The organism is Paenibacillus nicotianae (genome assembly GCF_042681745.1).
In the GTDB taxonomy this organism is placed as follows: Bacteria; Bacillota; Bacilli; order Paenibacillales; family Paenibacillaceae; genus Saccharibacillus; species Saccharibacillus nicotianae.
Genome location: NZ_JBHUGF010000002.1, coordinates 19,598 through 44,877, shown reverse-complemented (window position 1 = coordinate 44,877; position 25,280 = coordinate 19,598). Strand labels below are relative to the sequence as shown.

Annotated in this window: 23 protein-coding genes and 1 riboswitch; of the genes, 22 read left to right on the top strand and 1 reads right to left on the bottom strand. The window is 40.4% G+C overall.

Translation table 11 applies throughout. From position 1 onward, the window contains the following. The first annotated feature begins 255 nt into the window (after nt 1–255). The 11 genes from ACFSGI_RS01920 to ACFSGI_RS01870 all read left to right on the top strand — a co-directional run bounded on the left by ACFSGI_RS01920 (nt 256) and on the right by ACFSGI_RS01870 (nt 11,549). Nucleotides 256–1,578, top strand: coding sequence for an HD domain-containing protein (locus tag ACFSGI_RS01920; RefSeq protein ID WP_204827292.1), 1,323 nt, complete (start codon nt 256–258; stop codon nt 1,576–1,578). A 47-nt stretch (nt 1,579–1,625) separates the two neighbouring features. Beyond that, entirely contained in the window at nt 1,626–2,393 is a 768-nt protein-coding gene (locus ACFSGI_RS01915; RefSeq protein ID WP_204827293.1) for a TatD family hydrolase, read from the top strand. 195 nt (nt 2,394–2,588) lie between these two features. Next, nucleotides 2,589–2,812, top strand: a riboswitch (cyclic di-AMP (ydaO/yuaA leader). Nucleotides 2,813–3,135: 323 nt separating this feature from the next. Beyond that, the gene (locus ACFSGI_RS01910; RefSeq protein WP_379282286.1) at nt 3,136–4,254 is read left to right on the top strand and encodes a ubiquitin-like domain-containing protein; all 1,119 of its coding nucleotides are present in this window, start codon (nt 3,136–3,138) and stop codon (nt 4,252–4,254) included. Between the two features lie 197 nt (nt 4,255–4,451). Further along, nucleotides 4,452–4,997 carry a ribonuclease M5 gene (rnmV, locus tag ACFSGI_RS01905; protein ID WP_204827294.1) on the top strand — a complete coding sequence of 182 codons (546 nt, stop codon included), beginning with the start codon at nt 4,452–4,454 and terminating at the stop codon, nt 4,995–4,997. A gap of 4 nt (nt 4,998–5,001) precedes the next feature. Next, nucleotides 5,002–5,886, top strand: a complete 885-nt coding sequence (gene rsmA, locus ACFSGI_RS01900) for a 16S rRNA (adenine(1518)-N(6)/adenine(1519)-N(6))-dimethyltransferase RsmA (protein ID WP_204827295.1) — start codon at nt 5,002–5,004, stop codon at nt 5,884–5,886. 106 nt (nt 5,887–5,992) lie between these two features. After that, nucleotides 5,993–6,268, top strand: a complete 276-nt coding sequence (gene veg, locus ACFSGI_RS01895; protein ID WP_069326066.1) for a biofilm formation stimulator Veg — start codon at nt 5,993–5,995, stop codon at nt 6,266–6,268. 220 nt (nt 6,269–6,488) lie between these two features. Further along, nucleotides 6,489–7,343, top strand: coding sequence for a 4-(cytidine 5'-diphospho)-2-C-methyl-D-erythritol kinase (gene ispE, locus ACFSGI_RS01890; protein ID WP_204827296.1), 855 nt, complete (start codon nt 6,489–6,491; stop codon nt 7,341–7,343). Between the two features lie 170 nt (nt 7,344–7,513). Beyond that, on the top strand, nt 7,514–8,350 hold the full coding sequence (gene purR, locus ACFSGI_RS01885) for a pur operon repressor (RefSeq protein WP_204827297.1): 837 nt from the start codon (nt 7,514–7,516) through the stop codon (nt 8,348–8,350). 195 nt (nt 8,351–8,545) lie between these two features. Continuing rightward, nucleotides 8,546–8,833, top strand: a complete 288-nt coding sequence (spoVG, locus tag ACFSGI_RS01880) for a septation regulator SpoVG (protein ID WP_204827298.1) — start codon at nt 8,546–8,548, stop codon at nt 8,831–8,833. Nucleotides 8,834–9,010: 177 nt separating this feature from the next. After that, nucleotides 9,011–10,396: a bifunctional UDP-N-acetylglucosamine diphosphorylase/glucosamine-1-phosphate N-acetyltransferase GlmU gene (glmU, locus tag ACFSGI_RS01875; RefSeq protein WP_379282296.1), complete on the top strand. Its 1,386-nt coding sequence runs from the start codon at nt 9,011–9,013 to the stop codon at nt 10,394–10,396. Nucleotides 10,397–10,595: 199 nt separating this feature from the next. Next, nucleotides 10,596–11,549: a ribose-phosphate diphosphokinase gene (locus tag ACFSGI_RS01870; protein WP_069326070.1), complete on the top strand. Its 954-nt coding sequence runs from the start codon at nt 10,596–10,598 to the stop codon at nt 11,547–11,549. A gap of 64 nt (nt 11,550–11,613) precedes the next feature. Here ACFSGI_RS01870 and ACFSGI_RS01865 read toward each other — a convergent pair whose 3' ends face one another. Continuing rightward, nucleotides 11,614–11,814 carry a hypothetical protein gene (locus ACFSGI_RS01865; protein ID WP_069326071.1) on the bottom strand — a complete coding sequence of 67 codons (201 nt, stop codon included), beginning with the start codon at nt 11,812–11,814 and terminating at the stop codon, nt 11,614–11,616. 181 nt (nt 11,815–11,995) lie between these two features. Between ACFSGI_RS01865 and pth the strand changes: the two genes are divergently transcribed. From pth to tilS, 11 genes are all read left to right on the top strand, one after another. After that, a complete protein-coding gene (pth, locus tag ACFSGI_RS01860; protein WP_204827300.1) occupies nt 11,996–12,556 on the top strand; it encodes an aminoacyl-tRNA hydrolase in 561 nt (186 codons plus the stop codon). Nucleotides 12,557–12,741: 185 nt separating this feature from the next. After that, complete coding sequence (gene mfd, locus ACFSGI_RS01855) at nt 12,742–16,266, top strand: transcription-repair coupling factor (RefSeq protein ID WP_204827301.1); 3,525 nt, start codon at nt 12,742–12,744, stop codon at nt 16,264–16,266. After that, nucleotides 16,253–17,356 (top strand): peptidylprolyl isomerase, encoded by a 1,104-nt coding sequence (locus ACFSGI_RS01850; RefSeq protein WP_204827302.1) that lies wholly within the window; start codon nt 16,253–16,255, stop codon nt 17,354–17,356. The genes mfd and ACFSGI_RS01850 overlap by 14 nt, the downstream gene beginning before the upstream one ends. 139 nt (nt 17,357–17,495) lie before the next feature. After that, nucleotides 17,496–19,130, top strand: coding sequence for a putative polysaccharide biosynthesis protein (locus ACFSGI_RS01845; RefSeq protein ID WP_204827303.1), 1,635 nt, complete (start codon nt 17,496–17,498; stop codon nt 19,128–19,130). Between the two features lie 38 nt (nt 19,131–19,168). Further along, a complete protein-coding gene (yabN, locus tag ACFSGI_RS01840; protein WP_204827304.1) occupies nt 19,169–20,656 on the top strand; it encodes a bifunctional methyltransferase/pyrophosphohydrolase YabN in 1,488 nt (495 codons plus the stop codon). Between the two features lie 251 nt (nt 20,657–20,907). After that, nucleotides 20,908–21,180, top strand: coding sequence for an HU family DNA-binding protein (locus tag ACFSGI_RS01835; RefSeq protein WP_204827305.1), 273 nt, complete (start codon nt 20,908–20,910; stop codon nt 21,178–21,180). After that, a complete protein-coding gene (locus tag ACFSGI_RS01830; RefSeq protein ID WP_204827306.1) occupies nt 21,180–21,464 on the top strand; it encodes an RNA-binding S4 domain-containing protein in 285 nt (94 codons plus the stop codon). Before ACFSGI_RS01835 ends, ACFSGI_RS01830 begins: the two co-directional genes overlap by 1 nt. A gap of 201 nt (nt 21,465–21,665) precedes the next feature. After that, nucleotides 21,666–22,025 (top strand): FtsB family cell division protein, encoded by a 360-nt coding sequence (locus ACFSGI_RS01825; RefSeq protein WP_204827307.1) that lies wholly within the window; start codon nt 21,666–21,668, stop codon nt 22,023–22,025. Nucleotides 22,026–22,163: 138 nt separating this feature from the next. Next, entirely contained in the window at nt 22,164–22,691 is a 528-nt protein-coding gene (locus tag ACFSGI_RS01820) for a S1 domain-containing RNA-binding protein (protein WP_204827308.1), read from the top strand. A 132-nt stretch (nt 22,692–22,823) separates the two neighbouring features. Further along, the gene (locus tag ACFSGI_RS01815) at nt 22,824–23,774 is read left to right on the top strand and encodes a protein kinase domain-containing protein (RefSeq protein WP_204827309.1); all 951 of its coding nucleotides are present in this window, start codon (nt 22,824–22,826) and stop codon (nt 23,772–23,774) included. Between the two features lie 29 nt (nt 23,775–23,803). Beyond that, nucleotides 23,804–25,246 carry a tRNA lysidine(34) synthetase TilS gene (gene tilS, locus ACFSGI_RS01810; RefSeq protein WP_204827310.1) on the top strand — a complete coding sequence of 481 codons (1,443 nt, stop codon included), beginning with the start codon at nt 23,804–23,806 and terminating at the stop codon, nt 25,244–25,246. The last annotated feature ends 34 nt before the right edge of the window (nt 25,247–25,280 follow it).

Sequence of the window (25,280 nt, the reverse complement as noted above, 5' to 3'; positions counted from 1 at the left end):
ATGTTTTATGATATTCATAATACCAACGTTTCCCAAATCAGTCAACCTATAAATTGAGAAAAATAGAGTTTTTTTCTGATTTTTTTGAAAAAATATTTTTATATAGCGGTATTATCAGGTATTATAAGCATAAAATTATTTTGTCGATTTGGAAATTCGTAACTTGTATATACCGACATCATTCGACATTATAGACGAATAAATTATTTTTAATTTTAAATAGTTATGGTTTAGAGATAGAAGGAGGAGTTTGTTTTGAAGCCTGTACAACCTTTAGGAGAAGAAAAAGTATTTAAAGATCCTGTACATAATTATATCCACGTGCAAGATCGTTTAATCTGGACATTGATTAATACACCTGAATTTCAAAGATTACGTCGTATAAGACAACTGGGAACTTCGTATTTAACTTTTCATGGAGCAGAGCATAGCCGCTTTTCTCATTCATTAGGTGTATATGAAATTACACGTCGTATTATTTCTCAATTTGAACGTGGTGGTTATGAAGATTGGCCACGAGATGAAAGTTTAGTTGCTTTGTGTGCTGCTTTATTACATGATCTCGGTCATGGGCCTTTTTCACATTCTATAGAAGAAGCATTCGATATGGATCATGAAGAATGGACATGTCGCATTCTACTTGGTGATACAGAAGTGAACCGGGTACTGGAAGAAGCAGAAAGTGGTCTGGCTGAACGAGTCGCTTCTGTTATTCGTAAAGATTATGAGAAAAAAATCGTTGTGAATCTGGTGTCGAGTCCACTGGATGCGGATCGTATGGACTATTTGTTACGTGATGCTTATTTTACAGGCGTTAATTATGGAACGATTGATGTGGATCGTATTTTGCGAATGCTTCGTCCTCATAATGGTAGAGTCGTTGTCAAAGAATCAGGGATGCATGCGATAGAAGATTATTTGATGGCACGTTATCAAATGTACTGGCAAGTATATTTTCATCCGGTGACTCGAAGTTCGGATATTGTTTTGCGACAGATTTTCCGCCGGGCGAAAGAATTGTTTGATCAAGGATTTGAATTTAAATTTTTACCTTATCCATTACCTGCTTTATTTGAAGGTAATATTCAAGTACATGATTATTTATTGCTAGATGAAGCATTAGTACAGACTGCTTTTATGCAATGGACACGAGAAGAAGATGAAATTCTTGCAGATGTGTGCCATCGATTTATGCAACGTAGACTGTATAAATATGTAGAAACCGATTTGATTGATTTGGAAACGATTGATAGTATTCGAAATGAATTTGCTAGAGTAGGATTGCATCCTGAATATGATCTAGAAATCGATTTTCCAACAGATCTTCCTTATGATGTATTCCGTCCGGGTGATCCTAAAAAAGAAAAACAAATTCTATTGTTAGATCGCCAAAATCGGATTCAAGAAATTTCAGAAGTATCGGATATTGTACGTTCGATCAGCGGTATTCATCGTGGTCGATATCATCTTTATTATCCGCAAGATAAATTGGAAAAAGTTATTCATCAGTTATCAGAAGAAGTAGCGGCGATATTTGAAAATAAAATCAATCCGCCTCAAATGGAGTTTGAAATCTAAAATAAAAGAAAAAAGTGTGTAAAACAGAGAAGGAGCGAGAAAAACATATGTTATTTGATACACATACTCATTTAGATTCGATTGAATTTGCTGATGATCGCAAAGAAGTCATTGAACGTGCTTATGCACAAGGTGTAACCCGTATGATCAATGTTGGCTTCAACCGCGAAACGATTCCAACTACGATGGAATTGGTAGAAAGTTACGAATTTATATATGCAGCGATAGGTTGGCATCCTGTAGATGCGATCCATATGCAACCTGGCGATCTGGAATGGATTGAATCGTTATGCAAACATGAAAAAGTAGTCGCTATTGGCGAGATTGGTCTTGATTATCATTGGGATACTTCTCCAAAAGAAGTACAACACAAAGTATTACGGGAACAAATTGGGCTAGCGCGTTCAATTAATATGCCAATCGTGATTCATAATCGTGATGCACACGAAGATATTGTGAAGATTTTGCGTGAAGAAAAAGCACATGAAGTAGGAGGCGTGATGCATTCGTTTTCAGGGAGCTGGGAAACAGCCAAAATGTGTCTTGATATGGGCTTCCATTTATCGTTTGGAGGACCAATTACTTTCAAAAATGCAAAGCAACCTAAAGAGGTGTTACAAAAGGTTCCTATGGACCGTCTTTTACTTGAAACAGACTCCCCATTTTTGACACCACATCCTTATCGTGGAAAACGAAATGAGTCCGGTTATGTGACACTTGTAGCCGAAGCGGCTGCGGAGCTAAAAGGGATATCACTGGAAGAAATTAGTACAATTACAACTAAAAATGCACTGGAACGATTTGGCATTCGATGAAAAACAGAGTAAATCACGCAAAAAACATCGTTAAATCGATATATGAATAAATTATCTTTAAAAAATCGGAGAATATGACAACTTTTTAACCATTTATTCAGAAAAACGTGCTTGCTGGTCGCTTTACATGAGGGTTGGGTTCGGGATATTATTTCATCAGTGATTTAATCTTGCTGTTATCACGCAAGATTCCATGATTCGGTCTCGCTGAGTTTCCTGCATAGGAAAACGGGGGAACCAACATATGTCTTCAAGCCATTATTATCAGAATACCGAAGTCATTATGTATGATTCCTTTTACAGGGTCTATGGGGTGAATTGGAGGTACTCGCGCCATGAGCGGAGGATCCTTCACAGGGCAGGCAATATGATATGTCCGAATCCGACAGCTAACCCCGTAAGCGATGCAGAGGCAACCTCGTATTTTCTAACGTTTTCCGAACTGTATTCAAATACGTCGGGAGCCAAGGAAAAGTTGCTCTTGCTCTTTTCCAGAGGCTTCTTTTGTTTTGGCTAAAAGGAAAAGATACAGAGATACGATATTTGAAGCTTGATCTTTCAGATATTAGGTATGTCCCTTAGACTGACCATGGCGCAGGCATTTTTGAACATCACGAAAGATTATCACACAGATTCGATAATCTTATGCTTACGATCAGCCTGTGAAAATTCTGTTATATAGTCGCGTCATATACTATTACGTCACAGCTAGACGGCGAGACTATGAAGGAGGACGGAAGAAGTGGCAATTGCTCCTTTCGAAAAAACCCATGGTTCGCGCTCATCCAGCATGTCTTACGCGCTGAGTTGGAAGCAACAAAACCTACGCTATGTATTGTGGGCTGCATTATTGGTCATCGCTCTTGCAGTGATGCTATTGTCCCTACTTTATAATCAAGCGGGTAAAAATATTTCTGTAGTCATTGACGGCAAAGCACAAACGGTGGAAACACGTAAATTGATGCTTTCTCAACTGCTTGATGAAAATCAAATTAAAGTCGCACCACAAGATAAAGTATCTATGCCGATGAATGGCGCGCTTCAAGATGGGGATAAAGTTTATATTAACCATGCGGTTGCAGTAAACATTACGGCAGATGGTGGCACTAAGAAAATCTATACCACCTCTAAAACAGTTGGTAACACATTGGAGCAAGCTGGATTAACATTGTCAGGTGAAGATCAACTTACACCAGCAATGGAATCTTCAGTTCATGACAATATGGATATCAAGATTGTTCGCACCAAATCTTTTGTAGCGAAAAAAGTTGTAAAGATTCCTTATCAAACGGTTAAAAAAACCGATGCTTCTCTGGTTGAAGGTAAAACAAAGCTAGTACAAAGTGGTCAAACAGGAAAAGTGGTTCAATACATCGAGAAAGTATACGAAGATGGAGAATTCGTCTCCAAACGTATGGTTGATAAAAAAACAACCGCAAAAGTGCAAGACAAGATTGTAGCAATAGGTACGAAAAAAGAAGAGCCTAAGCTTCTTGCAGCTGCTTCATCTAGTGGAGGTTCCAGTAATAGTACTTCCAAAGCAGGTGTAGATTTCTCTTATGCGAAAGTACTGAACAATGTATCTCTTACTGCTTATTCGTCTCAAGAACCCGGTCTAGGTACAGTGACTGCTTCTGGAGCACGTGTAACAGAAGGTCGTACGATTGCAGTCGATACGAGTGTCATTCCGATGGGATGGTGGGTATACATTGAAGGCATTGGCTTCCGCCGTGCTGAAGATACCGGTAGTGCTATTAACGGTAATAAAATCGACGTATATATAGACAGCTTGAGCCAAGCGAGAGCATTTGGACGTAAATCCGGTTACACTGTATATGTAATCGGTCCGGTTAAACCCTAAGTAGGGTGTTGATTGGGATAACGCCATTGCTTAAGCCCAGTCATCTGTTATATGATATAAATAATATTAACCATGAGCGTGAATAAGGAAAACAAAAAGAAGAGGAATATTCCTCTTCTTTTTGTTCTGTTAAGATCAATTTAGAGTGAATCGATAGAGGTCATTATTTACAGAGTGAAGGGAAGCGTACAATCAACGTGATTAAAGAAGTGATTGTGGTGGAAGGTAGAGACGATACAGTAGCCATCAAACGAGCTGTAGACGCAGATACGATCGAGACAGGCGGTTCAGCGATAGGAGCTCATGTAATTCGTCGGGTGAAGTTAGCTCAAGAACGTCGCGGTGTGATTATATTAACAGATCCTGATTTTGCAGGTGAACGGATACGGAAAATCGTCGCGCAGAAAGTACCAGGCTGTAAGCATGCTTTTATTCCTGAAAGCGAAGCGACGCTCAAAGGTGATATCGGTGTTGAAAATGCTTCTCCTGAAGCGATTCGTGAAGCACTGGCACGTGTACATTCGGAGATGCCAGAAGCGGAAGTTTTGATCGATTGGGAAGACTTAATTATGACAGGACTTGTGATGAGTGCTGATGCGGCAGAGCGAAGAATGAAAATGGGCAATTTGTTAGGGATAGGATATGGCAATGGAAAGCAATTCCACAAGCGTTTGCGTATTTTTGGCATTAGCCGTGAAGAATTTGCAGCAGCTCTTTCACAAATGGAAGCGGAGGAAGAATAATAATATGGATGAACGACTAGATATAGCGACACCCAAACGAACCAAAGAAATTATTAATAAATACGGCTTCTCGTTTAAAAAAAGCTTGGGTCAGAACTTTTTGATCGATTCGAATATTTTGAACAAAATTGTAGAAGCAGCCGAATTAACACCTGAAAATGGAGCGTTAGAAATTGGGCCGGGGATTGGTGCATTAACAGAACGTCTTGCTCAGGAAGCAGGCGCAGTCACAGCAGTTGAGATTGATCGTCGCTTAATTCCAATTTTGAAAGAAGTGTTAGAGCCTTATCCGCATGCTAAAGTACGTCATGATGATGTACTTAAAGTAGATCTACATCAACTATTTCGTGAAGACTTTAGTGAAGTCGAAAAAGTAAGTGTAGTTGCTAACTTGCCTTACTATGTAACGACACCGATCGTGATGAAGTTGTTAGAAGAACGTTTACCGTTAGACAATATCGTCGTCATGATCCAAAAAGAAGTCGCTCAGCGCATGGCAGCTCCTCCTGGAGGCAAAGACTACGGAAGTCTAAGTATTGCGGTGCAATATTATTGCGTGCCTGAATTGATCTGTATTGTGCCCAAAACAGTATTTATCCCACAGCCTAATGTAGAGTCTGCGGTAATTCGTTTAAAACTGCGTGATCGTCCGGCAGTCGAAGTGGAAGATGAAGCTTACTTTTTTGAATTAATGCAATCTTGTTTTGTACAACGTCGTAAAACGATTGCTAATAACTTGCGTAGTCGTTACTTTGAAGGCGGAGACCGTACGCAATTAGAGCAGCTTTTGGCAGAAGCAGGAATTGAACCTTCTAGACGTGGAGAAACGCTTAGTTTGCAAGAATATGCGACTTTGAGCAGTGTATTTTTGAAAGCAGGTATCCGCTAAAAAAATTCGTTGACAAGATAAATTTAATACTGCTATAATTTAATGTTCATTTGACAAACTATCTTTTCTTTGATATAATTAAGGAGGAAAGAGGTGGTTGTAGTCAATGGCTAACAATGCGCTTTTGGAAATCAAACGTAGTCTTGATGCTCATGTAGGGCACAAAATTACGTTACGTGCTAATGGTGGTCGTAAGAAGACCATCGAACGAACCGGAGTTTTGGAAGAGACCTACCCTTCTGTTTTTATTGTCAAGCTCGCTGAAGAGCATCAGACATTTGAACGTGTGTCTTACAGCTATGCCGATATATTGACAGATTCTGTGGAAGTCACCGTCTGTGATGACGATTGTCAGACACGAATCGAATATGTTGGGAATTGAATAACTGTTTTATCATAAGACAGTCTTTATCTCCTTTCGGGGTAGAGACTGTTTTGTTTTGTGACTACATTTTATAGATATGAACGGAACCCGATACCCATATTAATAGACTTTATACTTCATTTTTTTTATAATATGGATTATTCGCAATGATAAGCACAGGAACCCGTACGCAGCGTATCAAATCGTTCGGATGGAATGTTGAGGGTGGAGGAACAGCATGAAGATATATGAAAAAGCGCCAGCGAAGATTAACCTGATGCTGGATGTGTTACATAAACGACCGGATGGTTATCATGAGGTCGAGATGATTATGACGATGGTCGATTTAGCAGATCGGCTGACGATTACTGAATTATCTCGAGATACGATCCAAATTTCCAGTCAAGCCGGATATATTCCTTTGGATGAGAAAAATCTTGCTTTTCAAGCTGCTCAAAAAATCAAAGCAAAATATAATATTAAGCATGGCGTACATATTCATATCGACAAGCAGATTCCAGTTGCTGCGGGTCTAGCTGGAGGTAGTAGTGATGCCGCTGCTGCACTTAGAGGATTGAATCGTCTCTGGAACCTTCAGATTCCTCACAACGATATGATGGAGCTAGGTGCTTCAATCGGTTCTGATGTGCCGTTCTGTATTACAGGCGGTACAGCGTTAGCAACAGGGCGTGGAGAGCTGTTAACCCCGCTTACCAGTCCACCGGATTGCTGGGTTGTTCTCGCGAAGCCACCGATCAATGTATCGACTGCTGATGTGTACGGACGTTTCCGCGCTGATAAAATAGCCAAACACCCTTCTGCTATCGAAATGCAGAAAGCGTTAGAACATAAATCATTTGATGAAATCTGTCATCAGCTTGGCAATGTACTCGAAGATGTGACGCTGACTCACTATCCGCAAGTACAGCAGTTGAAGCAAGCGATGATCCAGCTTGGAGCTGATGGCGTATTAATGTCAGGCAGTGGACCTACAGTATTTGGATTAATTTCAAAAGAATCTAAAGTAGCTCGTGTATACAATGGGTTAAGAGGATTTTGTAAAGAAGTATATGCTGTACGAATACTAACGTAACTGATTTCAAATCGCAGTCTTTTTTACTCCATATGGTGCTCGATAAGAAGCCATAAGAGAAAAAGATTGCGATTTTCTTTTACAAACACGTACAAAAATGTTATATTCACTTTAATTATTCGGGTTTAGGGTATAAAATGTCAATATTTTGTAGATAGCGAGGCGTTACGGTGAAAAAATTAAAGAGAAGCGCGCGGTTAGTTGAATTAACTCAATATTTAACTTCACGACCACATACGCTAATTCCATTAACCACTTTCGCTGATCGATACGGAGCGGCCAAATCATCGATTAGTGAGGATCTGACCATTATCAAAGAAGTTTTTGAAGAAGATGGCACAGGAGAGTTGTTAACACTTGCAGGAGCAGCAGGTGGAGTGAAATATATTCCCAAGCTTGCTAAAGAAAAAGCATTTTCTTTTATGGAAGAACTATGCGGTCAATTGGGACAACCTGATCGTCTACTTCCAGGTAACTATATTTATATGTCTGATTTGCTAGGGCAACCTGCTATTTTGAATGAAGTAGGTAAGATTTTTGCTTCTGCGTTTGCAGATACGCCGATCGATGTGATTATGACGGTAGAAACAAAAGGGATTCCGCTAGCTCATGCGACAGGTACACAATTGAATTTGCCTGTAGTATTGGTACGACGTGATCATCAGATGACAGAAGGATCGGCTGTAAGTATTAATTATGTATCCGGTTCACATAAGAGCTTACACACGATGACGTTGTCGCGCCGCGCTCTAAAAGAAAAATCCCGGGTATTGATTATCGATGATTTTATGAAAGCTGGCGGTACGATTCAAGGCATGGTTGATCTTTTGGGAGAATTTAATGCAACTGTCGCTGGTGTAGGGGTACTACTGGAATCGGGTTCTGTCGACACTGATGATCGTTTGTGGGCGGATTATGTATCACTTGCGAAAGTAACAGATATTGATCCTAAAAACAAAAAAATTACGGTACAACCTGGAAACTACTTTGAAAATGATTCTAATTAAGCTTGTTCACCAATGATTTTCATTTTAGTAATGAGAACGAATATCATTAAAATCAGGTGAAATCGGTAGAAATCGAGCTTAAAAATAAATAAAATAAAAAAATACACAATTAATTTGGAGAAAAAAGAAGGAATTTGACTTCTGTGTGTGGAATTACACAATCTAAGTCTTTATAGACAAAGGTGGTGAACACATATGGAAATAACGGATGTAAGACTCCGCCGAGTGAATTCCGAAGGCCGAATGAAAGCAATCGCATCCATCACAATTGATAGCGAATTTGTCGTTCATGACATTCGCGTAATTGATGGTAATAATGGAATGTTTGTTGCAATGCCAAGCAAACGGACACCGGATGGTGAGTTTCGCGACATAGCGCATCCTATTTCTTCTGGCACTCGCGAGAAGATTCAGTTAGCTGTATTGGCTGAGTATGAACGTGCAGGAGTGGAAGAAGAAGAAGTGATCGAAGAAGGTGCTTAACGTTTACTTATTGGGGTTTGAAAGAAAAGGGAGCCACAGGGAGCTACATTGTGGCTCCCTTTTCTTTTTGTCTGGAATAAGATATATTCATTAGGGAGTTTTAACAACATATCTAATAAACAATGATCTAAATATATGAGTTTTACAAGGAGGTCTGTAGTGTTGGATTCGAAAAGAATGGCAATTATACTTGCAGCAGGTAAAGGCAAACGCATGAAATCCAAATTGTACAAAGTACTCCATCCGGTATGCGGTAAGCCGATGGTCGGTCATGTACTAGATGCTGTACAACAAGTACAGTGTGAACGAAGTGTAGTTATTGTGGGTCATGGCGCTGAAGCAGTACAAGCTTATTTGGGAGATCGTGCTGAATATGCACTGCAAAGTGAGCAGTTAGGAACAGGTCATGCGATTCAACAAGCGGAATCATTGCTTGGTACTGAACAAGGAACAACGATCATTATTTGCGGAGATACACCTTTGGTTACTCCTGAAACGTTAGAAAACATTATTGCGAATCATGAAAGTCAGGGTGCAGCAGTAACGATTTTAACAGCTTCGATGACTGATCCTACAGGATACGGTCGTATTATTCGTGGAGCAGATGGTAGTGTACAGAAGATTGTTGAGCAAAAAGAAGGTACACCTGAAGAATTAGCTGTTCAAGAAATCAATACAGGTACGTATTGTTTTGATAACAGTAAATTGTTTCAGGCGCTTTCTCAGATTACCAATGATAATGCGCAACAGGAATATTATTTGACCGATTGTATCAAAATTTTGCGTGAACAAGGCGAAATGGTCGCTGCTTACGAAACATTTGATCTGGCAGAATCGATCGGTGTTAATGATCGTCTAGCATTGTCTGAAGCAGAAGGCTTTATGCGTGCACGTCTTGCCAAAAAACATATGTTAAATGGCGTTACTATTATCGATCCATCTGCTACTTATATTGGAGCTGATGTGGTGATTGGTTCGGATACTGTACTTTATCCAGGAACGATCCTAAATGGTCATACTGTTATCGGTGAAGATTGTATCATTGGCCCGAATACAGAGATCGTAGATTCAACGATTGGACATGGTTCGACTGTACGTCAATCGATTCTTTCTGAAGCAGAAGTAGGGGCTGAAGGTAATATTGGTCCATTTGCATATTTGCGCCCGGGTACAAAGTTAAGCGATCAAGTGAAAGTTGGCGACTTTGTAGAACTCAAAAATGTAACAGTAGGACAAGGCTCCAAAATTCCTCATCTAAGCTATGTAGGTGATGCGGTTGTAGGTTCAGGAGTGAATATTGGTTGTGGAGCGATTACAGCTAACTATGATGGACTCAACAAAGCGATTACTGAAATTGGCGATAATGTATTTATTGGTAGTAATTCTAACTTAATCGCTCCTGTACGTGTAGGCGATGGTGCTTATGTAGTAGCTGGTTCTACAATTACCCAAGATGTAGAAGCAAACGATATGGCAATTGCTCGTCAGCGCCAAGAAAACAAATCAGGATATGCTGAGAAAATTCGTGCAAAAGCGAAAGCAATCCATGATGAAAAGAAATAATTAACAGTTATAGCAAAAAATAATGCGCTAGAACTAAAATTATTATCGATTCTTACCAACAAAATGCCACTATTCGCTAAAGAATTATTATATAATATGAAATATATAATGCTTGTTGTATGATTTGACGGATCTAAAGAGAAATGAACGCCGAGTTGATAAGCATTCCAATGAACCACCACGGAGGGTTTTAACCATTATGACTTATTGTGATTCTAAATTAAAAATTTTCACTTGTAATTCTAACCCTAAGTTGGCGGGACAGATTGCTGACTATATTGGTATTCCTATGGGTGAATCTCGTACGACTGGATTTAGTGACGGAGAGATTCAGGTGAAGTTGTCTGAAAGTGTTCGTGGTTGCCATGTCTATGTAATCCAATCTACTTGTGCACCTGTCAATGATAATCTGATGGAACTGCTAGTTATGGTAGATGCCTTAAAACGTGCTTCTGCTAAAAGTATTAATGTGGTAATTCCTTATTACGGATATGCACGTCAAGACCGTAAAGCACGTTCACGTGATCCAATTACAGCTAAATTGGTAGCGAACCTGATTGAAAAAGCAGGCGCTCACCGTGTAATCGCTATGGATTTACATGCTATGCAGATTCAAGGATTCTTCGATATTCCTGTAGATCATCTACTTGGAGTGCCGATTCTAGCTCAATATTTCCGTTCCAAAAAAATTGAAAACCCTGTTGTCGTTTCTCCTGACCACGGTGGTGTAGTACGCGCGCGTAAGCTTGCTGATCTACTAAGTGCTCCGCTTGCGATTATCGATAAGCGTCGCCCTGAACCGAATGTGAGTGAAGTAATGAACATTATTGGTAATATCGAAGGCAAAACAGCGATTTTGGTAGATGATATTATTGATACAGCAGGTACAATTGTGTTAGGTGCAAATGCTTTGATCGAAGGTGGAGTCAAAGAAGTGTATGCTTGTTGTACACATCCAGTATTGTCTGGTCCTGCGATGGATCGTCTGGAAAATTCACCACTCAAAGAAGTTATCGTAACTGATACGATTCCAATTACGCATCCTAATCCTACAAGCAAATTAAAAGTATTGTCGGTAGCACCTCTTATGGGTGAAGCGATTATTCGTGTTCATGAAGAACTATCGATCAGTAAACTATTTGAAATTGAATAAGCGTTGATGTAATAAAAGGGTTACTTGCCCCATCTGAGGCGAGTAACCCTTATCGGCGTATCTATTAATACCCAGGTCTTGAAAGAAACACATGACGTTGCCGATGATACAATACACGATTCACCTCGATAAACTGGTGATCATACGCCGTAATCATTCCGATATCGACAGGAATATCACGACGATAAATCTGCACAGGCACTTCCTGTTTAAAATGATCATAAAAATGACGGTTTTTCAGCAATTGCTGCCCAAAGGTGTACATGCTGAATCCCCCTCTCTATACTGGTTAGTCGTGAAGTTGATCATTTGCAGATAAGTATCAAAAGGATGATACGTATTCAATAATTTGATTTTAGCAAAAAATGTTAGTGACTGCACGATAATATAGCATCCTTTACATTTTGCATGATTGTATATTTCCAAAGAAAAGAGGATATGCACCAATGAAATGGATTGTAGGTTTGGGCAATCCCGGATCTGAATATGCCAAAACCCGTCATAATGTTGGTTTTATGGCATTGGATCGTTTAGCAGATCGACACGGGATCGCTATTAATCAAGCTAAAAGTAAATCACTGATCGGTGAAGGACATATTGATGGCGTAAAAGTCGTTTTAATTAAGCCAATGACCTATATGAATTTATCTGGTGAAGCAGTCAGAGGCTATATGGATTATTATAAAGTGGCTTTAGAAGATATGATTGTAGTCTATGATGATATGGACACCGAAACAGGTAAAATTCGTCTGCGCTATCAAGGTAGTGCAGGTGGACATAATGGGATCAAGTCTATTATTCAACATACAGGCACACAGACATTTGATCGTATTCGCATGGGTATTTCAAGACCAGCTCCTGGTTATGCGATTGTCGATTACGTGCTTTCTCCTTTTGCCAAAAAAGAAAAAGAATTGCTAGATGAAATGATCGAAAATGCTTGTAATGCGATGGAATATAGTCTGAAGCATACCTTTGAGCAGACAATGGCTAAATTTAACGGTTGATGCTATAATAAGCCTTAATTCATAAGCAATTACAGACATTGACAACTGTCCCAAATTCATAAGTACCGCCTTTGATGCTGATCTGTAATACAGGTTAGAGAAGAAGGCGGTTGTTTGTAGGCAAATCGAGATGAATCCGATTTGTCGTTTTACCGTTTTTACCTAAGGATAAGTGAGGTGCCGTTTTGTTAGAAACTCTGATACAAGCATTTGCCAAAGACAAGGATTTTGGTTCTGTTACATCTGGTATTGTGTCCGGGATGAAAGAACAACTCATCTCCGGTTTATCCGGTTCTTCACGCCAGATCATGATGGCTAGTCTGTTCACAGAAGTCCAAAGACCATTATTGGTCGTCACTCATAATATGTTTGCTGCTCATAAGCTTGCTGAAGATTTACAGGAAGCGCTAACACCTGAGCAGGTTTTGTTATATCCAGCTAATGAACTGGTAGCCGCAGAATCAGCCATATCAAGCCCGGAGACATTAGCACAACGTATCGATGTATTGATGAAATGTGCTGCTGGATTTAGAGGCGTTGTTGTTGTGCCTTTTTCCGGTATTCGACGTTTTGTACCTGCGCCAGAGTCATTAGCAGGAGCTGAGATTGAATTAAAAGAAGGCGGTACACTGGTTCTTGATACGTTTTTAACCCGTATGATTGAACTTGGATACGAACGCGTAGAACGTGTAGAATCGCGTGGTGAAATGAGTGTGCGCGGTGGGATTATCGACTTTTATCCTGCTACAGCGAGTTTGGCTTATCGGATTGAATTATTTGATGAAGATATCGATTCGATTCGTACATTTGATCCTGATGATCAGCGTTCTATCGATAAAGTGAAATCGATCACAATTACACCTTGTCGTGAAATTATTGCAGATCGTACCCGTATGAACAATGCAGCAGATTTGGCTTCTGCTCGTCTTGAAATGCAAATCGAAAAAATGACAGATCGCCAGGCGAAAATTCGTCTACGTGAAGAAATTGGTCGCGAGATTGAATTGATGCGCCAACATATTTATTTCCCGGAAATTTATAAATACATCAGCTTGCTTTATCCAGAGCAGGTCACTTTGTATAACTACATGCCTGAAGATACGATTCTAATTATGGAAGAACCTGCACGATTGCTGGAAACCGCTAAGCAATTAGAGCGTGATGAATCCGAATGGAATATGCATTTATTACAAAATGGCAAAAACTTACCTTCGCTTGAACTGGCTGGAGATACAGACGATATTATGTATCGCAGTGGCTTCCAAACGATCTGGACATCGATCTTTTTACGTCAAGTTCCGCATGTGCTTCCAGGCAATATCGTTAACTTTGTTAGTCGTACAATGCAGGATTTTCATGGACAAATGAACGTACTCAAGTCCGAGATGGAACGCTGGAAAAAAGCAGGCATTCAAGTATTAATGGTTGCGAATGGCGAAGAACGGATGGAGCGCGTACGCCGGGTACTTGATGATTACGATATTGAGACCCCTATTATGATAGATGGTAGTCTACAAACAGGATTTGAGTTGCCATCGATTAATCTAGCCGTTATTACCGAAGGCGAAATGTTCTCCAAAAAGCAACGCAAAGTTCGTAAAGTGAGCAAAAATGTAGATAATGCAGAACGGATTCGTAGTTATACCGAGCTTAAAGTGGGGGACTATGTGGTTCACCAGAATCATGGTATCGGTAAATATATGGGGATCGGTACGCTTGAAGTAGCCGGTATTCACAAAGACTATATGCATATTATGTATGCAGGTGGTGATAAGCTATCTGTACCGATTGAACAGATTGATCTGATCCAGAAATATGTAGGCTCAGAAGAAAAAGAACCTAAAGTCTACAAGCTTGGTGGTAATGAGTGGACTAGAGTCAAAAGTAAAGTTCGTTCTTCTGTGCAAGATATTGCAGATGATCTTATCAAATTATATGCAGAGCGTCAGGAAGCTTCTGGGTATGGATTTGAAAAAGATACGGCTGAACAGCAAGAGTTCGAAGATATTTTCCCTTATGATGAGACTCGTGATCAGTTACGTGCGATCGATGAGATCAAAAAAGATATGGAAAAAACGCGTCCAATGGATCGCTTGCTTTGCGGCGATGTAGGATACGGGAAAACAGAAGTTGCTATTCGTGCAGCATTTAAGTCTGCTATCGAAGGCAAGCAAGTGGCTATTCTTGTACCAACTACGATTTTGGCGCAACAGCATTATGAGACATTCCGAGAACGGTTTGCAGAGTATCCTTTTAATATCAGTGTATTAAGCCGATTCCGTACGCGTAAAGAGCAGAACGATACGATTAAAGGAATCAAACAAGGGACAGTTGATATTGTTATTGGTACCCATCGACTATTATCTCAAGATATTATTTTCAAAGATCTAGGTCTGTTGATTGTCGATGAAGAGCAACGGTTTGGTGTGTCGCATAAAGAAAAGCTCAAACGTCTCAAAACCAATGTCGATGTACTGACATTAACAGCGACACCGATTCCACGTACACTTCATATGTCGATGCTAGGTGTGCGTGATCTTTCTGTTATTGAGACACCACCAGAGAATCGATTCCCTGTTCAGACATATGTTGTTGAACATAGTTATACATTGGTTCGTGAAGCAGTAGAGCGCGAATTGATTCGTGGTGGTCAGATTTATTACCTGTATAACAAAGTGCAAGGGATTCACGAAATGGCAGCTCAAATCTCAGAACTGGTTCCAGATGCAAGAGTCGCTGTTGGACATGGACAAATGTCTGAGCAAGAATTGGAAAAAACGATTCTTGATTTCTTGGATGGCGAATTCGATGTACTTGTAAGTACCAGTATTATTGAGACAGGCGTCGATATTCCAAACGTGAATACGCTGATTGTACATGACGCTGATAAAATGGGGCTTTCTCAGTTGTATCAGTTGCGTGGGCGGGTTGGACGTTCGAATCGAATCGCGTATGCTTATTTTACGTACCAACGGGATAAAGTGTTAACTGAGGTCGCAGAGAAGCGTCTACAATCGATCAAAGAGTTCACAGAACTTGGTTCAGGCTTCAAAATTGCGATGCGTGATCTATCGATTCGTGGAGCAGGTAATCTACTGGGGGCAGAGCAATCAGGCTTTATTGCTTCAGTCGGGTTCGACCTGTATTCGCAGATGCTAGCTGAAGAAATTCAGAAACGTAAAGTAACTATGCTGGGTGAAGAAGATACCAAAGCGAACGATTGGAATACCGTTATTGATCTATCTATTGACGCGTATCTTCCAGCTGATTATATTTATGACAGTATCCAAAAAATAGAAATTTACAAAAAGGTCGCTGTACTGTCTGCATTTGACGATGTCGGCGAACTTGAAGATGAACTGTTAGATCGTTTTGGCGAATTGCCTGAAGCGGTATTACAGTTGTTACAAGTGGCAAGACTCAAGCTGTATGGCAAACGCTATGGTATCGAAAATATTTCGCGCCGTGGAGACGATGTGTTGCTGAAGTTCCATACAGGGCAAGAAAAAGCGTTCAATTTGAGCAAACTGTCCCAAGTTGGCAATCGCTTCGAAAGACGTGTACAATTTAATCAGGGTTCCAATATGGTTATTCAAGTCAAAGGTAAAGGACTAACGGATGGCGAGCTGCTTGAACTGCTTTGCCAATTCCTCGAGGCTATCATGGAATCATTCAAACTAAAGGGGGAACTACAGGATGTGGCCAATTAAAAAAGCTGCGCAGAAAACGACGATGTTAGCAGTAGTTGCTGTTCTGTGCATCAGTCTGTTAGCAGCTTGTAACAAAGGAACAACCGCGGAAACAAAGAATGATGAAACGAAAGATACAAGTCCGGTGGTTGCCGAGTATAAAGGCGGTACAATCACTGAGAACGAATTTAATCATGAAGTAAGTATGATGAAATTCTTCTCTCCTCAATACGCTCAAATGTTTGATATGGATGAATATAAAGAAATTTTGCTAGAGCAAGAGGTAGCTTACAAATCTCTTGATGACAGTGCAAGCGAAGCAGCAAAAACTGCTGGTGCTAAACAAGGTGAAGAACAACTGAAACAATTCAAAACCAGTGTAGACCCTGAACAACTTGCTACTATGCTCAAAGAAGCTAATTTGACAGAGCAAGATGTAAAAGACTATATGACACGCGTATTGACAGCATCTGAAGTAATGAAAGAAAAAGTTACTGATGCAGATGTTGAAAAATACTACAATGACAACAAAAAAGATTACACAACAGCTTCTGTACGTCATGTATTGATCGGACTACAAACTGCTGATGGTAAAACTCGCACAGATGCAGAAGCATTGAAATTAGCTAAAGAAGTAAAAGCTAAATTAGATGGCGGAGCAGACTTTGCAACTATCGCTAAAAAATATTCTGACGATACAGGTTCTAAAGACAAAGGTGGTCTTTACGAAAACTATAAAGTTGGAAACTGGGTTGAAGGCTTCAAAAATGCAGCATTGGAACAAAAAATCGGTGTAATTGGTGATCCGGTTAAAACAGATTATGGTTACCATGTGATTAAAGTAGAATCTCGTACCGAAAAAGCATTTGCTGATCTAACAGCTGAAGAAAAAGAAACAATCAAATCTCAAATTGCTTCTCAAAAATTCAGCGAATATATGTCTAAAGAAGTTCCAGGTATGATTACGAAGAAAAATCTACCTAAATCCGAAACAGCTCCGGCTGCTACAGCGCCTACAGAAGGTACAACAGCGCCAGCTACAGAGGGAACAACAACTGCACCTGCAACAGAAGGTACTTCTACAGAAGCACCGGCAGAGAGCAGTAAATAATATTTGATGACGGATTGGCTTCTATAGCAAAAAGTAGATTGAATGGGTAAAACAAATAGCGCGGAGTCTCCGCGCTATTTTTGTGTAATTTATTCCGAAAAAAGAATGCCACGACTGGCTAGAAAGGAGCACCGTGCATATGAAAGAATCCTCTCCATCTTCGCGTATGCTTAAAGGAGCATTTATATTAGCATTGGCAGCTGTATTATCTAAATTAATCGGTACGATTCAAAAAATACCGTTGCAGAATATCGGAGGAGATGGAGTATTCGGTATCTACAATGCGGTGTATCCTTTTTACACGCTGGTTCTTCTTGTCGCTACCGCTGGATTTCCAGCAGCAGTTTCCAAATTTGTAGCTGAACGCATCGCAGCAGGTAATGAAGAAGGAGCAAGGCGTGTTTTAACAATCTCATCGGTGATGCTGATTGTTTTAGGCGTAGTGGGCGGCATTCTTATGTACATAGGAGCACCTTTACTAGCAGATTGGATCGATAATCGTCATACAGAAGCCGCGATACGTAGTTCAGCGCTAGCTTTGCCTTTAGTGCCGATTATGGCGGGGTTACGGGGTTATTTCCAGGGAATGCATAATATGATCCCTACAGCGGTCTCTCAGGTCGCTGAGCAGACGATTCGGGTAGCAGCGATGGTTATTTTGCTATTGATGTTAGATCGCAATGGAGCCGCAGACGATTGGATCGCTGCTGGTGCTACATTTGGTTCTGCCGCGGGTGGAGCCGCTGGATTATTAGTCATGTTAATCTACTGGTGGATTTATCGTCAGAAATCAGCGCACAGATTATCGCCATCTTCGATAACAAATAGTGTCCATGAACCTGTATTTCCATTACTCAAAGCATTATCGCTTTATGCACTACCAATCTGCTTAGGATCATTGTCTGCTCCTCTAATCAGTCTGGTAGATACATTTACAGTGCCACGTCTATTAAAAGGAATAGGCTGGAGCGAAGCAGAGGCTATGGTACAATTCGGGATATACAATCGAGGAATGCCTTTAGTACAGTTAATGTCGATGCTAGCTACTTCATTATCAGTACTATTTATTCCTGCGCTTGCAGATGCTAGAGTACGTGACCGTATGGATCTGGTGCAATCCCAAAGTCGTCAGGCACTAAGCTGGTTTTGGTTGCTCGGGCTTGCTGCTTCAGCCGGGGTAGCAGTATTAGCTGTTCCTCTAGATATTATGTTGTATCAAGATGATGCAGGTAGTGAAGCGATGCGCTGGTTAGCTTTTACAGGTGTAGGAGCTACAGTATCTATCGTGACAGCAGCGTTATTACAAGGGATGGGTTCTGTTAAAGCGCCAGCAGTACATTTATTACTTGCCACTGTCGTCAAAGCAGTGCTTAATATTATATTGGTTCCTTATTTCGGTATTATTGGTGCTGCATTCGCTGGCATTATTGGCTATGCAGTAGCTGCTATTTTGAATACATGGTTATTAATACGATTAACCCGTCTACAAGTGACCTGGAAGCAAGATTTGGTCAAGCCGTTATTTTTGGTTCTTGTCATGTCCGGTGCTGTAATCGCATGGATGTTAGGTGCGGAATATCTATTTGATCGTTGGGGATTGGATGGACGTATTCAAGCATCACTGATTACATTAGGTGGAGTATGTATCGGTGGTCTCGTTTTTGCAGGCGGGATATTCCAATTGAAAATCATGACCACAGCAGAGATTATTGCTTTGCCGAAAATAGGTAAGAAATTAGCTAAATTACTGCAAAAATTCAAACTGATTTCATAACAAAATAAAGTCGATATACAATGGTTAGGAGGACAAATATGAGTGCAAAAATTACAATAGTAGGGCTTGGTTCAGGAGATGTGGATCAATTAACAGTCGGTATTTTTCGCAAATTAGAACAAGCTGAAAAGCTATTTGTTCGTACCAAAGATCATCCAGCATTAGAAGCATTACAGGCTGATTTTGTCACATTTGATGAGGTCTATGAATCTAAAAATTCATTTCCAAAAGTGTATGCAGAAATCGCTAATCGGTTGTTACAAGCAGCAATCGAAGGATTAGATACAGAAGAAATCATCTATGCTGTACCCGGTCATCCGATGGTTGCTGAGAAGACGGTTCAGATTTTGCGTGAACAAGGACAAGCGCTTAATATCACTGTAAATGTACTGGGCGGGGAAAGCTTTTTGGATGAAGCTTTTACACGTCTAGGATTCGATCCTATCGAAGGATTTCAGTTGTTAGATGCGGCTCAGCTCAATGCTCAATTGCTTCAACCTCAGCTTCATACCGTTATCGGGCAAGTCTATGATACTTTTACGGCTTCCGATGTGAAATTAAGCTTAATGGAGTTGTATCCTGACGATTTTGAAGTGATCGTATGTCATTATCTAGGAGTACAAGGCAAAGAAGTTATCGAACGCACACCTGTATACGAATTAGATCGTACTGAAAATTACGGCAACTTATCACTAATCTATGTACCTCGTACAGAAGATGAGCAGATTCGTAATCGCACGTTTGCTCGTCTGCATGAGATTGTAGGAATTTTGCGTAGTCCAGGTGGATGTCCATGGGATCAAGAGCAGACACACCAATCGCTTCGTCAAAATTTTATCGAAGAAACGTATGAAGTACTAGAAACGATAGATGATGATGATCCAGAACATATGCAAGAAGAATTGGGCGATGTATTGTTACAAATTATGCTTCATGCTCAAATTGAAGAAGAAACAGGTGCATTTACTGTCTATGATGTGATCGAAAGTCTGAACCAAAAACTGATCTTCCGTCATCCGCATGTATTTGGTGATCGTGAAGCCAATGATGCACAGACTGCGCTTCAAAATTGGGATGCGATGAAAGTCGAAGAGAAAAAACTTAAAGGCACGTTAGATGTTACTGCTTCTCTGTTAGATGGTGTTCCGCGTGATCTGCCTGCGCTACTTACCGCTTACAAAATTCAGAAAAAAGCAGCTAAAGTAGGCTTTGATTGGGAAAATGTTGAAGGTGCTTTTGCCAAAATGGATGAAGAATTACTAGAGTTAAAAGAAGCTGTACGCGAAGGTCATGATGCACTGGATCAGCAATTAGAACTCGGCGATGTCCTTTTCTGTGCAGTCAATATTGCTCGCTTTATCCACGCTGATCCCGAGCAATCTCTAGCACTGGTTAACCGCAAATTCAAACACAGATTTCAATATATTGAACAAGCCTTACACACGCAGGGCAAAGATATTCGTTCTATGACTTTGGTAGAACTTGATCAATTATGGGATGAAGCTAAATTGCAAAATAAAGGATAATCAATTATTTTGAAAAAAATAAGCAGAGCATACGTTCTTATGTTATGATCTTTCTAGCAGCGTTGAAGCACACGCTTACGGTATGCTATGATGCATATGGCACCAATGACTCCAGTAAAATAGAGGAATTTGGGATGTCACGAAGAATGTAATATACTGTAGGCAAGCAACTTTGCGTAAATAGATTGTTATCTAGATACAATCTGAATAACGCAGCTATATTTCTTTGAATATTTGGGAGGCTTTGAATAATGAATAAAACAGACTTGATTAACAACATTTCTACAAGCAGCGGATTGACAAAAAGAGACGTTGAAACAGTATTAAACGGTTTCCTTGGTGAAATCACAGACGCATTAACAAAAGGCGATAAAGTGCAATTGATCGGTTTTGGTACGTTTGAAACTCGCAAACGTGCAGCTCGTACCGGACGCAACCCGCAAACAGGTGAAGAAATCAACATTGCGGAATCCAATGTTCCTGCATTCAAAGCAGGTAACAAGCTTAAAGAAGCGGTAAACTAATGCGTCTGGACAAATTCCTGAAAGTATCGAGACTGATCAAGCGCCGTACTGTGGCAAAAGATGTGTCCGAGCAGGGACGAGTCCTGTTGAATGGACGTGAAGCCAAGCCTAGTGCTACGCTCAAAGTTGGTGACGAGATTACGGTTCAGTTTGGACAAAAGCTAGTCACTATACAAGTAGAACGTTTGGCAGATAGTACGCGCAAGGAAGAAGCAGCAACGATGTATACATTACTCAAAGAAGAGCCTATCGTAAGACAGGATGATATTTTTTCTAGAGAGTAATATTTGGTGAATATCCAAATCATACACAGGTTGCTTATTACTGAAAAAGGTTGTTCTTATGTCTGCGGACGTGAGGACAGCCTTTTTTGTTTTTTCTTTTAATTTGTCGACAAAGTGTTACAAATCATTATTTTGTGGTAATGTTAATTAAAATGTAATGTTGGTGATGTAATGACGACAGACCATCAAGGAGGCAACCCAATGATCTCAAAACCTACGCCGATTCGAAGCGGTAACTACAAAACAAACAATCAGTCATCTCAGGGAAACAATGGGGCGCGCAGACGGCTACGGATTTGGATGCTTTTCATGGTGTTATTCCTGGGCTGGGCGATTTATACGTTCATTATGCAATCTATACATTTAGCGGAGAAAAAAGACGAACTAGCTCAGCATCAAATCCAGAAGCAAAAAGCAGATGCAGCATTTGCTCAATCGCAAAGTGAAGTGAAGCGATTGGAAGATCCAGAATATATCGGACAAGTCGCTCGTAAGCAATATGGTATGTATTTACCAGGCGAAACACCGATTTGGGCAACCGATGCAACAGACAGTAAATGAATAATGAAGTGAAATAAGTCGTAAAACTGAGTATTAGTGAGTTGACCTTATTTTCGGCTTCCGTTATAATTTAATCAACGCAGATTGTAATCCGTAAGGGATTTTACTGTATATTTTAAGGGAGGATTATTTTACTCTATGGCAATTGAAGTGGGCACCAAGTTAGAAGGCAAAGTGACAGGAATAACACACTTTGGAGCATTTGTAGATTTGTCGGGAGGTGTCACTGGTCTTGTTCACATCTCGGAAATTGCCGACAACTATGTAAAAGACGTAAATGACCATCTTAAAATGGGCGACGTCGTTACTGTTAAAGTCATCAATGTAGACAAAGACGGTAAAATCGGACTTTCGATCAAACAAGCAGTTGACAAACCAGCAGAACCAGCACCATCTTCTAGACCACCTCGTCCAGAGCGTAGCTTTGAGCAACGCAACAGCGGTGGCGGCGGTAGAGATGGCGGAGAGCGTTCTGGAGGCGGCGGCGGATTTAATCGCGGCGGTGGCGGTGATCGTGGAGGTCGTTCTTTCAACAAGCCAGCAGTTGGCAAGCCTTCGTTTGATGATAAATTGACGCGCTTCATGAAAGATAGTGAGGAACGCATTTCTTCACTCAAAAAAAATACGGAATCCAAGCGTGGAGGCCGTGGTGCCAAGCGTAGTTAATCCTTACCTTGCATATAGAACATATCAATAATGACCGTAGGTGCTCTGGCATCTGCGGTTTTTTTGCTATTTTTTTGCTATAGGTATGGTACACTAAATTTAGACTGCCCTCAGAGGAGAAGGAGAAGCCCGGTGTCAATATCAACTAATTCGGAATTGCCGCCAGGTACTATGATTAGCGGAAGAACTAGAGGACAACAGTATATGGTGCAACGCGTACTGGGCAACGGAACCAATGGAACCGTTTATTTAGTGTCTGCTATAGTGAACGGCAATCTGTACGCTTTGAAAATGGGCACCTACAATCGTACGTTACAATCCGAGATCAAACTTCTTTTTTCGTTACATAAGCATTGGAAAGAAACAGGAAAAAATCAGGTGAACCGTTATCTGTATGATGCGGATGATTATGAAGAAGATGGATTAATCATTCCTTTTTATGTGATGAAATATGTAAAAGGTCAGACGCTAACCAACTTTCTACGTGCAAAAGGCAGTGAAAATCTCGGTAAAGCAGGTTTGGGTGTGCTCGATATTTTACGCGAATTGCATGAAGCTAACTGGGTATTTGGTGATCTCAAAGCCGAACACGTTATTATTACAGATGAAGGACAAGTAGAATTGATTGATTACGGTGGGGCGATTCAAGCTGGACGAAGTCTGCATCAATTTACAGAATGGTATGATCGCAAATTCTGGAAAGCAGGTAATCGAACAGGCGATTACGCGTATGATTTATTTGCTTTTGCTGTGATGTGTATCAAGTTATATAACGAGCAAGGCTTGCAAAAGATTATATCGACTCAGTTGCCACAAATACGAGGTGTTGCTGATCTTGTGTTACTGATTGATCAGACCCCCGGATTGACATTATATGCAGATTGGTTAAAACGTGCTTTGCGCGGAGAATTTAAAAGTACAAACGAAGCTTATCATGTATGGAAAGCAGTGAGTAGTTCACGCTTTTTAAAGGGAAAATCCAGTCATGGTGATCCGGTGACCAGACGTTTAAAAAATGCGTTTATCTGGTCGCTTATTATTTTGAGTATTGCACTATTTATCGCTTTATTTTTTAAAACGTAAAAAACGACCAAGAAACGGAGAGAGTGATGATGAGTGGACAGACATGGCAATCATTGCTAGAGCATGTCAGAACACTTGTACATGACCAGCAACTTTGGTCTAGCGGGGATACGATCGTTGTCGCTGTTTCAGGTGGCGCTGATTCTGTAGTGCTACTTCATGTTTTGCATGCTTTATCCGATGAATATCAATGGACACTGATTTGTGCTCACTTGAATCATGGATTTCGACCTGAAGAGTCTGCTCAAGAAGCGAAGGTTGTTCGGCAGATCGCTTCTGATCTAGGGATTGCTTTTGAGTTAGAAGAAGTTAATACCCCTGCGTATATAGAGCAGACCGGTCAAGGCCCACAAGAAGCAGCCCGTACATTAAGGTATGATTTTTTGCACCGAATCGCTACCAAATGGTCAGCACATTCTATCGCACTGGCTCATCATTTAGATGATCAAGCAGAGACCGTATTGATGCGTATATTGCGCGGAGCAGGTGCTGAAGGATTAAGCGGAATAAAAATGCGAAGAACTGAAAAAAATGTGGAACTTATACGTCCGTTCTTACGTATATACAAGACGACCTTGATTCGTGCCTGTGAAGAATGCCATTTTGGGTATATTACAGATAGCAGTAATCTTCACCGCAAGTATACACGTAACCGTATTCGATTGGATGTTTTACCATTTTTAGAGCAATTTAATGAGCAGCTTGTGCCGTCTCTGGCAAGGCTTGCTGAAATTGTTGGAACTGAAAATGATTATATTCAAGAGGAAACAGGGACGTTATACGCGGAATTGGTTAAAGAAGAAGAAGGATCGTTTTCATTTGAAGTTGCTTCTTTCGTCGAAGTGCATGTCGCTTTACAACGGAGGTTGATTAAACTAATATTGAGTTATCTGTCACCATCTTACGAACAATTTGATTTTTCCAAAATTGAGATGGTTCGGGGGCAGATTATGAAAAGTGACCTTACCACTTGGAGTTTGGATATCGGAGACAAAGTCATTTGTCGCCGGGAATATCAGAATATCCAATTTACGCAAGGTACACCAAAGCTTTATGAACCATATTGTATTCCGATTTTGCGTACTAATGAAGTGATATCTGTTCCTTTTTCACAAAAGCAATTAGATATCCGATTATTACCATGGAGTAGGAATGATTCAGATCAGATGGAACTTTCTTTGGAAGAAGCATTTTTTGATGCGGACTTACTGACTTTTCCGCTTTGTTTGCGTTCTCGTCGTCCAGGCGATGTTTTCAAACTAAACGAAAAAGGTGGTACGAAGAAAGTTAAAAATCTTTTTATCGATGAGAAAATACCATTATCTCAGCGTAATACTTTGCCTTTAGTAGCTGATGTGCACGGTCAGGTGCTATGGATTCCAGGAATTCGACGTTCGGGATCAGCCTTGATACACCCGGGTACTTCTTGTGTAGTACATATGAGGCAAATAAAAACTGAAGAAAATGTTTGATTATCGTCGATTCGGCTTGATAAGTATAATGTAG

What these genes read in the sequence shown, in the direction of transcription:
- ACFSGI_RS01915 (WP_204827293.1), top strand. Translation starts at nt 1,626, where the DNA reads ATGTTATTTGATACACATACTCATTTAGATTCGATTGAATTTGCTGAT.
- rsmA (WP_204827295.1), top strand. Translation starts at nt 5,002, where the DNA reads ATGGATGAACGACTAGATATAGCGACACCCAAACGAACCAAAGAAATT.
- veg (WP_069326066.1), top strand. Translation starts at nt 5,993, where the DNA reads ATGGCTAACAATGCGCTTTTGGAAATCAAACGTAGTCTTGATGCTCAT.
- ispE (WP_204827296.1), top strand. Translation starts at nt 6,489, where the DNA reads ATGAAGATATATGAAAAAGCGCCAGCGAAGATTAACCTGATGCTGGAT.
- spoVG (WP_204827298.1), top strand. Translation starts at nt 8,546, where the DNA reads ATGGAAATAACGGATGTAAGACTCCGCCGAGTGAATTCCGAAGGCCGA.
- glmU (WP_379282296.1), top strand. Translation starts at nt 9,011, where the DNA reads ATGGCAATTATACTTGCAGCAGGTAAAGGCAAACGCATGAAATCCAAA.
- ACFSGI_RS01870 (WP_069326070.1), top strand. Translation starts at nt 10,596, where the DNA reads ATGACTTATTGTGATTCTAAATTAAAAATTTTCACTTGTAATTCTAAC.
- ACFSGI_RS01865 (WP_069326071.1), bottom strand. Translation starts at nt 11,814, where the DNA reads ATGTACACCTTTGGGCAGCAATTGCTGAAAAACCGTCATTTTTATGAT.
- pth (WP_204827300.1), top strand. Translation starts at nt 11,996, where the DNA reads ATGAAATGGATTGTAGGTTTGGGCAATCCCGGATCTGAATATGCCAAA.
- ACFSGI_RS01850 (WP_204827302.1), top strand. Translation starts at nt 16,253, where the DNA reads ATGTGGCCAATTAAAAAAGCTGCGCAGAAAACGACGATGTTAGCAGTA.
- ACFSGI_RS01845 (WP_204827303.1), top strand. Translation starts at nt 17,496, where the DNA reads ATGAAAGAATCCTCTCCATCTTCGCGTATGCTTAAAGGAGCATTTATA.
- yabN (WP_204827304.1), top strand. Translation starts at nt 19,169, where the DNA reads ATGAGTGCAAAAATTACAATAGTAGGGCTTGGTTCAGGAGATGTGGAT.
- ACFSGI_RS01835 (WP_204827305.1), top strand. Translation starts at nt 20,908, where the DNA reads ATGAATAAAACAGACTTGATTAACAACATTTCTACAAGCAGCGGATTG.
- ACFSGI_RS01830 (WP_204827306.1), top strand. Translation starts at nt 21,180, where the DNA reads ATGCGTCTGGACAAATTCCTGAAAGTATCGAGACTGATCAAGCGCCGT.
- ACFSGI_RS01825 (WP_204827307.1), top strand. Translation starts at nt 21,666, where the DNA reads ATGATCTCAAAACCTACGCCGATTCGAAGCGGTAACTACAAAACAAAC.
- ACFSGI_RS01820 (WP_204827308.1), top strand. Translation starts at nt 22,164, where the DNA reads ATGGCAATTGAAGTGGGCACCAAGTTAGAAGGCAAAGTGACAGGAATA.
- tilS (WP_204827310.1), top strand. Translation starts at nt 23,804, where the DNA reads ATGAGTGGACAGACATGGCAATCATTGCTAGAGCATGTCAGAACACTT.